Source organism: Candidatus Sulfotelmatobacter sp. (assembly GCA_036500765.1).
In the GTDB taxonomy this organism is placed as follows: domain Bacteria; phylum Acidobacteriota; class Terriglobia; order Terriglobales; family Acidobacteriaceae; genus Sulfotelmatobacter.
Genome location: DASYBM010000004.1, coordinates 1,330,874 through 1,344,170 on the forward strand (window position 1 = coordinate 1,330,874; position 13,297 = coordinate 1,344,170).

Below are 13,297 nucleotides of genomic sequence, written 5' to 3' on the forward strand. Positions count from 1 at the left end.
GTGGATCGGCGGGGGAGAGCAACACGACCACCCGGGCTAAAGCCCTCGTTCGTTCATCTCCCTTTACGCGGCCCTGAAGGGCCGCTCTTCCACGAAGACGTTCACGCGAGCTTCCCCTGTATTGCGTTCGCGCGAGCGTCCGCTGTATTGGGTTCAGAAGTATCGAAGCCGTGCGTTTAGTAGTAGCAGAGCTTGAACGCTGCCTTGTAGCCCAGCGCGCGGGCGCGGTTGATGCGGCTACGGGTGTAGCCCTCCCAGCGGTCGGCGACCTGGGCGAATTTTTCTTCGCCGGTCAGGCGATGCATTACGCGCAACTGCACGATGTGGAGCCGATGATAGAAATTGCTGGCTACCATGGGCAGGCGGGTGCCGGATTGCTCGTAGAGCGACCAGAATCCTAAATCGTAGCGGTCGAGATTGTGCAGCATGGTGCGGACGGCCTGCTGGAAAAGTCCGTGGGCGGCGGGATGTTTGGTGGCGAGAAAGTAATCGTAAACGCCCCATGCGGCCCAGATGAATCCGTTCAGAATGTGGGTGGGCGGCTTCACGATGTATTCCTCGAACCACAGGTCGCCAGACTCGTCGGTGAAGGCGACGCCGCCGGCGTCGATGGGCTGGAAGAAGGCAACCAGCGCTCGCTGCGCGGCGTCGATGTAGCGCGAGTCATACTCTGAACCCCGGCCTGAAATCAGCGTTTCTTTGTGGGCGCGCACCAGCACGGAAATTCCCTGTCCTTGTGCCAGCGCCGAGTACCAGGGGGCGCGGAGCGTGTCGCGATATTCCCAATCGAAGTGATGGTTCCAGACGGCGAGGCCTTGCGGGTTTTGCTCGAGGTGCGAGCAGAGCCAGTCGGCGGCCAGCAGAAATTTCATGCGGCGCACGGGATCGGTGGTGCGGCGGTAAAGGTTGTAGTTGCCCAGGCCGTATTGTGCGATGGCGATAGGGTTGTACTGCGGTCCGATGTGGCCGTGATAGTCGAGTTGCGGGACGCCGGAAGAATCGTAGGCGCCGTTGTAGTCGGACTTCTCGGCGAAGAGCATATAGTACTCGCCGAGTTCGTTGACCGGCGCGTTGGGATTTTCCGCGGGAGTTTCGTGCCAGAAGGTGAGATGGCTCTTGCCGCCGAGAGCGTAGGCGCTGAAGATACGGCGATAGTAGCTTAGGCTCGGCAAGGGCGTATGGGACTCAGATTCATATTACGGTAGGAGCGGTATCGGAGGTCGCTGGTCGCTGGTCGTTGGTCGTTGGTCGTTGGTCGTCGGTCGTCGGTCGTCGGTCGTTGGTCGTCGGTCGTTGGTCGTTGGTCGTCGGATTTAGAGAAATCGATTAGGGCCCCACTAGAAAAGCAGGTTTCTCGACTGCGCTCGAAATGACAAATTTTAGTGCAAGCTTACGCTCCGAAGCCTAATGGCCTGAGGTCTGGGGTCTCAGGTCTGACGGCTGAGGTCTGGTAGTTGAGGTTTGAAGTCCGACTTACGGATTCACGGCGTAGAGCGAGGTGACCATGTCGTCGGATCGGACTGCTACTGTGGTCAAGGCTAGAAATGAAGAGGGATTAGCGCCGTCGGGCATGAGGGCATTGCCATACTGAAATAGGTCCATGGGCCAGACGTCTTTTTTCCATGCCAGTAGCAGGTGCCAGTCGGCTGCGTCGCCGCCGCCGGTGCGGCCTCCGTAGAGGCGGACGTGCCGATCATGATTTACGGCGCTCGGTTCTACCATGGTGGAAAAGAAGAGGCGGTTGCCCACCCGGCATCCGTAGATGGACGAACTGCTGATGGGAGCGAGTTGGGACAAAGATCCTTGGCGATCAAGGTAGTAAATGTAGTTGTGTTCAAGGGGAGTGTCGGAGGCGAAGTAGAGGCCGTCTTCGGTGGGAACGGCGGCAACGGCGCGCGCCTGCTGCTGGCCCTGAAGCACGGGTTCGACGTGGCTGAAGTTGCAAGTGGCGCGCAGGATGCGGCATTCGTCGCCGTAGTCTCCGGTGAAAACCCAAAGGCAATCTCCCCAGGGATCATGAACGATGTTGTGGACGTGACGGATGGCGCCTTCAGAAAATGTGTAGGCGACACTCCAGGTCGCGCCGTCATCGGTGGAGGCATAGACGTGGACTGCTTCGCGCGACGGGTTGTCGAAATATTCTCCCCAATAAATTGCGCCAGATGGAACAGCGGTGATGTGAAGAGGACGTGTGCCGCGAACGATGGTATGGGTGGAATGAAATTCTGTGTCGCCGGCATGGAGCGTGACGATCGCGCCGGGGACTGCGGCGACAAGCGCGCCTGACGGCAACACCGCGAGCGCGTGGAAGCCGTCGCGGAACAGGCGCGCCATGAGGACACTCATCACCGAGAGTCGACGGCGCAGCGGTGGACGGTAGGCGGCTACCGGGCGCCATAGTTCGGTGGTGGAAATATCTTCGATTCGAATGCGCACCATGTGGTATCCGCGGGAGGCATAGAGATGACCGGCGGACCAGGCGAGCGCTCGTAGACGAGGGATGCGCGCCACCAGAGTGAGGCCCGTCATCGCGTGGATTGTCCTAAGCTATGAAGCTCTTTCTGATGATTCTTTTGATCGTTTTTTGAAGCAGCAACATGGAAATAATTGGATTGGTACAGGAGCGCCCTGAGCATAGGGATGAATGGTAGCTGGCGGCATGGAAACCAGGCAAGGAAAGGGTGACGGCGGCTCGGCATTCCTGCCGAATGGTCGTCAGAAAACGAACCGGCGCCAGGACGCAAATAACTGGAATTGCTTTCGGGGCAGGCATTTAGTAACTAATCAAGTGTGAAAAGCCCTAGAAGCACCGGGGAAACCCCGTGGCAAGTTGCGTGCTCTGGATTACTGAAACGAGCCGCCAAGACTGTCCTGAGGTAGCGGGAACAATGCTAAGCCGTTGTGCCAACTCGAAGTGCGGTAAGCCTTTTCTGAAGCTGAGAGAGGGCAAACTATTTCTAGTGGAAACTGAACGCACGAGCCAAGCGGGAGAATCGATAGCGCCACCATTGGTTCGGGGCCGACGGGAACAACGGCGGGTGGAGCATTACTGGCTGTGCGATGACTGCGCGGGAGTATGGACTTTGGTCTATGAGCGGGCCAGCCGAGTGGTCTTAGTTCCCTTGCGGCGGCCAGCGGAGAGTGTGTCCGCGGCCGCGGCGGGGGTTGGGCGGAGTGGAGTGGCGCAGCAACGGGCCTTTGCGGTGCCAGCCGTATCACAGAGGGGCTAAAGCCCAGTGCGGCCACACGCCGCTAACCGCAGCGCTGAAAGCGCTGCGCCACCCAAAATCAGCGGAGAACAAACGCGTCTACCCAGGAACGGCGCCCGCCGCCACTATCGGAACCGACCCATTCCAGGCTTAACCGTCTTTCCTCCAGATCTTCCAGTCTTCGCGGACCACCTTCAACATTTGCTCGGTGGCCTTGTGCAGCCATCGGGCTTTCTGCTTTTGGAGGTGTTGAAGGATGGATTTGCGGGCGGTCTTACTGCCGAGATGGATATTTGCCGTCTCCCATCCCATGGCTCGAAGCAGGCGTAACTCCTTGCCGGGCGCCCGCAGCGCGGCCAGTTCGATGCGGGAACAGTGCGGACTCAGGCGACGCACAATCCAGCGCCCCCGCAGCTGAACGAATGGATCAAGACAGCGGATGGCCCGGGTAATGATCGCCTGATACAGAATCTCCGATGGGCCCTGATGATTTTTATCCGTGGCCTTCGCCCAGTAACAGGCGGAGGCAACCAGGGCTTTGGCTTCGCGGGCGATGCGGCCCCCGTGCCAGTCGGCAATAGCCACATAACGGGCGTGGCCCAGACTTCCCAGACCGGCAACGCGGCTGGCCAGGCGGTAACGCAAGCCGGGGGCAGGCATGAGGTGCTCGATGGCGTCGATCGCGCTGAGCGGCACATTTCCTTTTACTGTTGGCAGGGCATCCATTTTCGCCCAGAAATGAACCGGATCGCGCAGTTCACTCTCGGCGATCTGGCGCAGCCATTCGTGGTTCTCGCCCAGGACGAATGGGAGTCCACCATCGCGCATGCCGTCGCGATAACCTTCGAGAATGGAACCGCAAATATCCTTCTGCGTGAGCGGCAAGTGTCCGGCCTCGGATGCCAGGTGAGCGCTCACAGCGAGACGGACCAGATCGTTAGCATAGGCCATGGGGTGAGCTTCGTCGAAGTCGTTGACGCCCCAGATGAGACGGCCTTCGATGTCGCGCCAGGTGCCGAAATTTTCGATATGCAAGTCGCCGACCGCCAGCACCTGCGGGGCCTTGGCGAGATCAGGACAGACTTTGGGCCAGAGCTGGGCCCAGCGATAGTACGTAGCTCGCAGAAATGGGAAAACATCGGCCTTCATGTTGAGGTGCTTGACGTGAAGGTCCTTCGTAACCAGACCCGTTCGTTGGCCCAGCCACTTTTCGAATTGGTGGGTCGCTTTGACGACGTTCATCGCGGGCTAACGATAGTGGGGGGCGAAGCGGAAGTCAACGTGGCGGACGTCTCGTCGAGGCTGCACGCGGACGCGGGCTGAATGGGTGGGTTTCGATTCGACATATACGGTCGCGCGTCGCATGCGCGCCGCGGGGCGGACCCTTCGACTTTGCTCAGGGCAAGCTGCGTCCTCCCCTCCATTGTGTGCCTCAGGCCACACTGTGTTTCTCTGTCCGCTGCCGTCGCTTTGGCAAAATTGGTCAACTGCTTCATTTTGAGGCAGATACACTTTGGCTCACTTCCTGCTTTCTAGATCCTGCGCACGACCGAAATCACGGGAGGCAGGGATGGAACGCGCGATCTTCAGGGCGAATACGCAGCGAGTGCAGCGAGGCATTGTTGTTCTGGCTCTGGCCCTGGCGCTAGCGCTGGCGGTCCCCGGCTTCACGCAGACCGCCCTGCGGACTCCGAAACCAGTGGAAAGCGAGCACCGCAATCGGGTCGTGCTGGTCAGCATTCCGGATCGCAAGCTGGCCGTGATTGACAATGGCAACATCATCGCGACGTTTTCAGTCGCGGTCGGCGCGGCGGCGAGTCCAAGTCCGACGGGCGATTTTCACATTGTAAGCCGCGTCGCCAATCCCACCTACTACCGCCCCGGCACGGTGATTCCCAGCGGCAAAGACAATCCGGTGGGAACACGCTGGGTGGGACTGAGCCAGAAGGGTTATGGGATTCACGGAACAAACGCACCGCGGTCGGTGGGACATGCCGCTTCGCACGGATGCATCCGGCTGCGCAATCGCGAGATGGAGCAGTTGTTCAGCATGCTGCGGACCGGCGACGTAGTGCAGATTCGGGGCAGGCGCGACGAACAGGTTGCGCGCATATTTGGCGGCGTCGCGGACGACACAACCGTGGCGGAGGCGGAAGATCCTGCGCAGGATGCTGGTCAAGTAACCCCGGAGCAATTAAGAACCGGGCAATAAAAAGAGTAGAAGCAAGTTCTTCGGCAATAGTGAAATCTCAGGAGGACAACATTATGCAAATGGCAATCACGTTCATGGCGGTAGTGGCAGGAATGGTCTTTTCGCTGGCGGTGGCATTGCTGGCAGAAGAGTTGATCTTCGGGCAAGTGTTCCGGCTGTTTTTTTCTGCGGGAAAGCTGGCCGGGCAAGCGGTGACGGTAAAAGCAGAGCGGAAGGGCTGAGGCACGGCGGCACTCGTGCCAACTCGCGTCAGAAAAAGCCAGCACCTTGATCCGCGAAGTGCGCTACGAAAGGCCACAAAGGTCGTGAAGAAAATCTGTGCCTGGCGGTGCGATCGGAATTTTAGAAGGCGAAAAGGAGAATAACAATGCTGGCGTTGAGGTATTTGCTGATTGCCGGTGGCCTCGGGATGATCCTCGTGGCTGTAAGCATTTTGGGCTATGACCTGTATCGTGAGCTGATGTATCGGCGGGCGCTGGCCGTACCCGGCGCGAGTTCGTTGCCGCCGCTTCCACAATGGCGCTGGCGCACGTCGGTGGCGCTGGCCCTGCTGGCCTGGGGACCGATTCTGCTGGCATTCAGCATTGTAGTGGTGCCGAGCGGCATGGCCGGCGTTCGAGTCAGCCAGACGAGCGGAACGGAGCCGGGCACGCTTTATCCGGGCGTGCATTTTGTGCTGCCGCTCATCGAGGATGTCGCGCTGTTCGACACGCGCGATCAAGTCTTCACCACCGGAGTATCGGAGGATGGAAAGAATGCCGCGGCGAATGTATCGAACAAATCGCAACTGCTCGATGTGCAAGCCAAAGAAGGGCTCACGCTGGGGCTGGCGATTACGGTGAGATACCGGCTCGATCCGAGGCGGCTGGATTACATTCAGGGAAATCTGCCGCGACCGGTGGAAAAGGAAATTGTTCCCCCGACTGTGGCCAGCGTGTGGCGGGAAGTGATTCCGAACTACACGGTGCGCGATGTTTTCTCCGCCAAGCGGGAAGAAGTGCGGCAGCGCGCGGCCGGCATGATCACGCAGAAGCTGGCGGCGGACGGAATCGTCGTCAAGGAGGTGATGCTGCGGGATATTCAGTTGCCAGAAGAATATGCGAAGGGATTGGAAACGCTGCTGCTCAAAGAGCAGGAAAACGATCGCATGAGCGTGGAAACGGAGTTGAGGCAAAAACAAGTGCGCATCGCAGAACTGGAAGCAGAAGCGACGAAGGTGCAGCAGATCAAGCAGGCAGAGGGCGAGGCACAGGTGCACGTTTTGCAGGCGAAAGGTGAATCGGACGCGATGCAGTACACGCTGCCGCTGAAGGAAAAACAGATTCAGCAAAGCAAGTTGGAAGCCGAAGCGCGCAAGGAGGCGACGATTCAGAATGCGGAGGCTGCGGCGCAGGCCAAGGTGATTGACAGCAAGGCTGAGACCGAGAGAAGAGATCTGCTGGCGAAAGCGGAGGCCAATCGGATTCGCCTGACGGCGGCAGCAGATGCGGAGCGGTTGTCGAGTGAAGCAGCAATTTTGAAACAGAATCCGCTGCTGATCAACAAGATCGTGGCCGAACGGCTGTCGGACAAGTTGCAGATCATGATGGTTCCGTCGGATGGAAAGTTCTTCATGAACGATGTTTTGCGCAACATGAATGTGGCGAACGCGGGCAGCCCGCAGACCGAAACGGAAGAACAACCGAGATAGTCTTGGGCTTACGCCTGCGGAATCCCATCCCAGCCGCAAAGAATAGGGTGGGCAGCGTCAGTCGCTGCTGGTACTGGGCACGCAGTCGCGCTATTTCCTGGCTGTGCGCGGTGTCTAAACAGTACAGAGGGAGAGTACTGAGAAAGAAGAGCGCTGGTGCGCGGCGGTTTATAATTTGACCATCCCAGACTTCATTCCGAGCTCTCCAAGTTGCATCTCACGCGTTGCGCCCAGGCGGCCCGTTGCAGCGAAAATCTCGCTTTTGGTTTTGGCGTGGATTTTGGTCTGGACAATCGCGGCGCACGCGGCGGATTGGAACGTGGCGGAGCAGCAACTGGCGCGCAAGGTGGTGACGGTAACCGGACCCGGCGCGGTGGCTCTTACGGTGCAAAATCGATCGTCCCTGGCGAGGCGCGACAGCGAAGCGGTTCAAAACGGGTTGCGCAGCGCGCTCGAAGGGCTCGGCGTTCGCTTCGTAGGAACGGATCAGGCTGCGGCAACGGTTGCCATTTCGCTGTCGGAAAACTCCACGTCTTACGTTTGGGTCGCTGAGATTCATCAGGGTGCCGGCGAGAATGCGGTGGTGATGGTTGCTTTGCCGCGTCCCGAGGGGGCGGTGACTCCGCATGAATCTGTGCCGCTCAGTTTGCGCAAGACTTTTCTATGGAGTCAGGACGATCCGATTCTTGACGTTGCCGTGCTGGAGGAGAACGGGACGCCCACGCGCATTGCGGTACTCGACGCGAATAAAGTCGGGCTGTATCGCTGGCAGGCGGGAAAGTGGCAGGCGGAACAGACGCTGGGAATTGTCCATGCGAGGCCGTGGCCGCGGGATTTGCGGGGGAGGCTGATGGTGGCAAAAGATCACTTGCTGGATGTCTATCTTCCCGGCGAGACTTGCCGCGCAAGCACGGGAGTACCGCTGACGTTGAACTGTCGCGAGAACGACGATCCGTGGCCGCTGGTTTCGGCAGGGCTGAGCGGAACGCCGGCGATGGGAGCTTTCTATGCGCCGACGCGCAATTTCTTTACCGGCGTTTTAAGTCCAGGAGTGGGCAGGTTCAAGACCGTGGCGAAGTTCTATTCAGCGGCGGTGCTGCCGCGCGAGAAATATCTATTGTGGATGTTCGCGGCCACGGATGGTCGCATTCATTTGATCGACGGGATGAGCGACCAGCCCATGACAGCGAATTGGGGGAGCGACATCGCCAGCGTAAAAACCGCGTGCGGCGCGGGTTGGCAGGTTTTGGCTTCAACCTATGATGAGGAAACGGGAGATTCTCTGCGCGCATACGAATTTCCGGATCGCGATCCGGTCGCGGTAAGCGCCGCCGTGGATTTTTCCGGCTGGGGCCTGATCACGGCGCTGTGGACCGAACCGAATGGCGAGACCGCGGTCGCCGTTTTGAGAAATCGAGAGACAGGGAACTATGAAGCGTTTCGACTGGCGGTGGCTTGTAATCCGTAGCGCGGTTAGCGCCATATTCATTGCTGCGCTGGCGGCGCATGCGGAAACGCGTCCGCAGTATGGTGGCGTGCTACGCATTGCCATGCGCGCGGCTCCCACGTCGCTGGATCCGGCGGACTCGCAATCGGACTCCTTTACTCGACGCAGTATTACTTTACTGATGTTCGATACGCTGGTGACCTACGACGAGAATTCTGGTTTGCAACCTTCGCTGGCGGCATCATGGCAGGAGTCGGCGGGAAACCAGCGAGGGAGCCAGCATTGGCAGTTTCGCATTCGGCCTGGCGTGAAGTTTCACGACGGAACGCCGCTCAGTGCCGAGATCGCGGCGGGCGCGCTTCGTGCCGCAAATCCAGCATGGAGAGTAAGCGCGGATGCCGACTCGGTTGTGATTGAGGCTGACGATGCTCCGGAATTGCCGGCGGAGCTGGCCTTGCCGCGAAATGCGATTGTGAAGAGGAATTCCGACAATCTGCCCATCGGCAGCGGAGCGTTTCACGTTGTCGATTGGCAGCCGGGAAAAAAGTTGTCGCTGGCGGCCGAAGAGAACTGCTGGAACGGGCGGCCGTTTATCGACGCGATCGAAGTGGAGATGGGCAAAAGTCTTCGCGAGCAGATGACCGAGCTGGAATTGGGCAAAGTAGACCTGGTGGAGGTGGCGCCGGAGCAGTCGCGCCTGCTCAATTCAGGCGTTTCCCACGAGGAGGGACGGCGCGTTGAGAGTTCAGCGCCCATTGGCCTGCTGGCGCTGTTGTTCAATCGCGATGCGGCATCGCAGGAAGATAAACTTTTGCGCGAGGCTCTGGCTCTCAGCGTGGAGCGCGCGTCCATTCGCAATGTCTTGCTCCAAGGGGCGGGAGAACCCGCCGGCAGCGTTCTGCCCAACTGGATGAGCGGATACGAATTCGTTTTTCCCACTGAAGCCGACTTGCCGCGAGCGCGGCACGCGCGCGAACAGGTTCACACGATTCCGATGTGGACACTGGGATACGATGGCACTGATGCCGGGGCTCGCCTGCTGGCGGAGCGCCTCGCGCTCAACGCGAAGGATGCGGGCCTCTGGTTGCAACCCAGGACGGCCGCAAACGCAGATCTGAGGCTGGTGGAGATTCCACTGGTTTCGCCCAATCCATGGATCTCATTAGCGAGTGTATCCGGACTTATAGGCGCTGCCGGCAAAGAAAGCGGCTCGGTCGAAGATCTCTATCGGTCGGAAGTTGCGCTCCTGGCGACGCAGCGTTTGATTCCTCTTTTTCATTTGCCGGTTTCGTATGCAGGCTCTGCGAATTTGAAAAACTGGTCGCTGCGGGCCGATGGAAGCTGGAATCTCTCCGAAGCGTGGCTCGGACCCGGGAAACAGGTGCAGTAATTCATGATTGGTGAGTCGCGATTTTTCAAGATTTATAATTTATGACTTTTCGCCGCAAACTGTTAAGCGTATTCGCTGTCACCGTATTTCTGTCGGTGGCAACCGTGGCGCTGCTGGTGCTGGGAGTAACGCGCAGCGCGTACGAGAAGACCGAGGACCAGCGAACGGCCGCGATGGTCACACAGTTTCAGCGGGAGTTTAACCTTCGAGGAGAGGACATAACGCGGCGAGTGGAGCGCATCGCCGCTTCGGAACCAGTCAGCCGGATGGCGACTGGGCTGAACGGCACATCAGCAGATTCGGCGGAATACTTCGATTTGGCCAGGCAAATGGCCGAAGGGTATCAGCTCGATTTTCTGGAATTTCTGGACGCACACGGGACCATTATTTCTTCGGCGCAGTGGCCGGCGAAGTTCGGCTATCCCGACGCCGGATTTGAGATGCCGGCGGCTTCGAGTGAGCAGGCTGCTTTTCTGAAGCGCGAAGAATTGCCGGACTCGACGGCGTTGGGACTCTTCGCAATGCGGGCGACTCGCATCAGCGAGCATCCGGTGTACGTGGTCGGGGGAAGGAGGCTCGATAAGAATTTTCTGACCGCGCTCGACTTGCCGGCGGAGACGCGCGTGCTGCTGTATCAAAATCGCAGCGATCGCCTCTCGGCAACTCCGGTCTCAGCTGATTTGCTTCTGGATCCGGCCGGCGCCGACGCGGCCCGTCCGGCCGAGAAGTTCACTTCGCTCATCGATGCAGTGCGGCGGTTCAACGAGGAAATCACCGGCGTTGTGCACTGGTCTTCCGATCAAGCCGACGATGAGGTGTTTCATGCGATTCCGTTGCGAGGCGCAGGCAAGGACCGGCCACTGCTGGGAATTCTGTTGGTGGGAAATTCGCGGCGATCTTATGTCGAACTGAAACGCCGCATCGGGGCGCTGGCGTTGATGGTTGGCGGTGGCGGCATCATCCTGGCGATCCTGCTGAGCAGTTGGGTGGCGGCGCGCGTAACGCGTCCGGTGGTGCAATTGGGGCGGGCGGCGCAGGAGGTTGCCGCCGGCCATTGGGACACGCGGGTGGAAGTGGCGAGCAACGACGAAGTCGGACAACTCGCCGAGTCCTTCAATCGCATGACCGCCGAATTACTCGCGCAGAAAGAACGCCTGGTGCAGACTGAGCGAGTTGCGGCGTGGCGCGAACTGGCGAGGCGGTTGGCGCATGAGTTGAAGAATCCGCTGTTCCCGTTGCAGCTCACGGTTGAAAATTTGATGCGGGCCCGCAGCCAAAGTCCCGAACTGTTCGACGAAATATTTGAGGAGAGTTCCAGCACTCTGCTGGCCGAGATTTCAAACCTCAAAACCATTATTGGGCGCTTCAGCGAATTTTCGAAGATGCCACATCCTCAGCTGCAGGCGGTGCAGGTGAATGAAATTCTGCGGGGAGTGGTTCGGCTATTTCAGGCCCAATTGCAAGCGCCTGGGCATGCGGCGATTGCCTGCAAGCTCGAACTGGACGATCGCGTGGGGACAATAGCGGCGGATCCAGAGTTGATGCACCGCGCATTGTCGAATCTGGTACTCAATGCGATGGACGCGATGCCGGGAGGCGGAATTCTTACCCTGCGCAGTCGAAGCGACGATGGCAGAGTAATCATTGAAATCGCCGACACCGGCTCTGGACTGACGCCCGAGGAGTGCGAGCGCATCTTCACTCCTTACTACACCAGCAAGCAGCATGGAACGGGACTGGGCCTGGCGATTGTGCAATCGGTGGTGAGCGATCACGGTGGGAGAATCAGCGTGCGGAGCGAGCCGGGACGAGGCACGACGTTTGTGATCGAGCTGCCGGTGAATATTGAAGCGCTGGAGACAATTCCCGTGACCCAGAGCGCGGGATAGACTACCGGGAGGTTTCCGGCGGAAATGACGAGGAGGATGGTTGCCGCTCAAAGCGCATCTTTTGATTGTCGATGACGAAGCCAACACGCTGGCCTCGATATCGCGGGCGTTCCGATTAGCAGGACACGAGGCCACGGTTTGCGATAACGCGGCGAAGGCTCTGGAACTGGCCAAGGCGCAGAATTACGATCTCATTCTTTCTGACGTGGTCATGCCCGGCAAAGACGGCCTGACGCTGCTCGAAGAATTAAAACAGCAGGGAGTGAGCGCTCCCGTGGTCATGATGTCGGGACAGGCGCACATTGAAATGGCGGTCCGAGCTACGCGACTGGGCGCGCTCGATTTCCTGGAGAAGCCAGTCTCCTCCGACAAACTTATGCTCACGGTCGAGAACGCGCTCAAGTTGCAGCGCCTGGAGAAAGAGAATCGGCAACTTCGCCAGCGCCTTGGGAAGCACGAAATCGTATGGAAGGGCGAGGCCATGCGACGCATGATGGCGCAACTGGAACGCGTGGCGGCCAGCGAATCGCGGGTATGCATCTTCGGCGAGACGGGCACGGGCAAGGAACTAGTGGCGCGGACGATCCACGAAAAGAGTCCACGGTCGGCGGGGCCTTTCGTTACGCTGAATTGTGCGGCGGTTCCGGCGGAGCTGATCGAGTCGGAATTGTTCGGGCATGAGAAGGGATCGTTCACCGGCGCGTCCGGGCGGCACATCGGCAAATTTGAGCAGGCCGACCAGGGAACAATTTTTCTCGACGAAATCGGCGACATGCCGCTGAATATGCAGGCCAAGCTGCTGCGCGTGCTGGAAGAAGGTGAGGTGGAGCGGATCGGCGGCGACAAACCGGTTACGGTAAACGTGCGGGTGCTGGTGGCGACGCACCGCGATCTGGAGGCGCGGGTGCGCGAAGAAAAATTCCGGCAGGATTTGTTTCACCGGATTCATGTTTTTCCGCTGCTGCTGCCGCCCTTGCGCGAACGGCGTGACGATATTCCGGCGCTTGTGGGACATTTCGCCGAGCAGGTGTGCGCACAGAATGGGTGGAAGCCGGTTGCCTTCACGACAGATGCGATGGAAGCCCTACAGTCGCACACATGGCCCGGGAATGTGCGCGAATTGCGCAATATGGTCGAGAGGCTCATGCTGCTGGCCACGGACAGCGCCGTGGATTTGGCAACGGTGCAGATGGCCTTGCCGAAGACCGCGGGGGCAGTGTCCGCCTCTGTTGGTTCCGGCGCCCTGGCGGATCGCGTGGAGTTGTTTGAGCGGGAAGTGATTGTGGCGGAACTGAAGCACAGCCATCAGAATGTGAGTCTGGCGGCGAAAACGCTTGGCCTGGAGCGCAGTCACCTGTATAAGAAAGCGGAGCAACTGGGCATCGATCTGCGCGCCATGCGGCGCGAACAGGGTCCGCAGGAGTGACTCGAGGTCAGCGCTCACTGGCGATTCGGAGACC

The 13,297-nt window shown here is 59.4% G+C and carries 10 protein-coding genes; 7 read left to right on the plus strand and 3 right to left on the minus strand.

The window, feature by feature from the left end; all coding sequences use genetic code 11:
* Window positions 1-176: 176 nt before the first annotated feature.
* From VGM18_08665 to VGM18_08675, 3 genes are all read right to left on the minus strand, one after another.
* A complete protein-coding gene (locus tag VGM18_08665; protein HEY3973062.1) occupies window positions 177-1,172 on the minus strand; it encodes a D-glucuronyl C5-epimerase family protein in 996 nt (331 codons plus the stop codon).
* Window positions 1,173-1,473: 301 nt separating this feature from the next.
* The gene (locus VGM18_08670; protein ID HEY3973063.1) at window positions 1,474-2,529 is read right to left on the minus strand and encodes a hypothetical protein; all 1,056 of its coding nucleotides are present in this window, start codon (window positions 2,527-2,529) and stop codon (window positions 1,474-1,476) included.
* Between the two features lie 830 nt (window positions 2,530-3,359).
* Window positions 3,360-4,451, minus strand: a complete 1,092-nt coding sequence (locus tag VGM18_08675; GenBank protein ID HEY3973064.1) for a DUF2252 family protein — start codon at window positions 4,449-4,451, stop codon at window positions 3,360-3,362.
* Between the two features lie 328 nt (window positions 4,452-4,779).
* Between VGM18_08675 and VGM18_08680 the strand changes: the two genes are divergently transcribed.
* The 7 genes from VGM18_08680 to VGM18_08710 all read left to right on the plus strand — a co-directional run bounded on the left by VGM18_08680 (window position 4,780) and on the right by VGM18_08710 (window position 13,263).
* The gene (locus VGM18_08680) at window positions 4,780-5,421 is read left to right on the plus strand and encodes a L,D-transpeptidase (GenBank protein ID HEY3973065.1); all 642 of its coding nucleotides are present in this window, start codon (window positions 4,780-4,782) and stop codon (window positions 5,419-5,421) included.
* Between the two features lie 53 nt (window positions 5,422-5,474).
* Window positions 5,475-5,642: a hypothetical protein gene (locus VGM18_08685; GenBank protein HEY3973066.1), complete on the plus strand. Its 168-nt coding sequence runs from the start codon at window positions 5,475-5,477 to the stop codon at window positions 5,640-5,642.
* 146 nt (window positions 5,643-5,788) lie between these two features.
* Window positions 5,789-7,111: an SPFH domain-containing protein gene (locus VGM18_08690; GenBank protein ID HEY3973067.1), complete on the plus strand. Its 1,323-nt coding sequence runs from the start codon at window positions 5,789-5,791 to the stop codon at window positions 7,109-7,111.
* A gap of 268 nt (window positions 7,112-7,379) precedes the next feature.
* Window positions 7,380-8,579, plus strand: coding sequence for a hypothetical protein (locus VGM18_08695; GenBank protein ID HEY3973068.1), 1,200 nt, complete (start codon window positions 7,380-7,382; stop codon window positions 8,577-8,579).
* Complete coding sequence (locus VGM18_08700; GenBank protein HEY3973069.1) at window positions 8,542-9,948, plus strand: ABC transporter substrate-binding protein; 1,407 nt, start codon at window positions 8,542-8,544, stop codon at window positions 9,946-9,948. The genes VGM18_08695 and VGM18_08700 overlap by 38 nt, the downstream gene beginning before the upstream one ends.
* 41 nt (window positions 9,949-9,989) lie before the next feature.
* Window positions 9,990-11,837 carry an ATP-binding protein gene (locus VGM18_08705; protein ID HEY3973070.1) on the plus strand — a complete coding sequence of 616 codons (1,848 nt, stop codon included), beginning with the start codon at window positions 9,990-9,992 and terminating at the stop codon, window positions 11,835-11,837.
* A gap of 40 nt (window positions 11,838-11,877) precedes the next feature.
* Window positions 11,878-13,263: a sigma-54 dependent transcriptional regulator gene (locus VGM18_08710; protein HEY3973071.1), complete on the plus strand. Its 1,386-nt coding sequence runs from the start codon at window positions 11,878-11,880 to the stop codon at window positions 13,261-13,263.
* Window positions 13,264-13,297 lie beyond the last annotated feature (34 nt).

Bases quoted from the DNA above. Each gene is read 5' to 3' on its own strand.
- VGM18_08670 (HEY3973063.1), bottom strand. From the start codon at position 2,529: ATGACGGGCCTCACTCTGGTGGCGCGCATCCCTCGTCTACGAGCGCTC.
- VGM18_08675 (HEY3973064.1), bottom strand. From the start codon at position 4,451: ATGAACGTCGTCAAAGCGACCCACCAATTCGAAAAGTGGCTGGGCCAA.
- VGM18_08680 (HEY3973065.1), top strand. From the start codon at position 4,780: ATGGAACGCGCGATCTTCAGGGCGAATACGCAGCGAGTGCAGCGAGGC.
- VGM18_08685 (HEY3973066.1), top strand. From the start codon at position 5,475: ATGCAAATGGCAATCACGTTCATGGCGGTAGTGGCAGGAATGGTCTTT.
- VGM18_08690 (HEY3973067.1), top strand. From the start codon at position 5,789: ATGCTGGCGTTGAGGTATTTGCTGATTGCCGGTGGCCTCGGGATGATC.
- VGM18_08700 (HEY3973069.1), top strand. From the start codon at position 8,542: ATGAAGCGTTTCGACTGGCGGTGGCTTGTAATCCGTAGCGCGGTTAGC.
- VGM18_08705 (HEY3973070.1), top strand. From the start codon at position 9,990: ATGACTTTTCGCCGCAAACTGTTAAGCGTATTCGCTGTCACCGTATTT.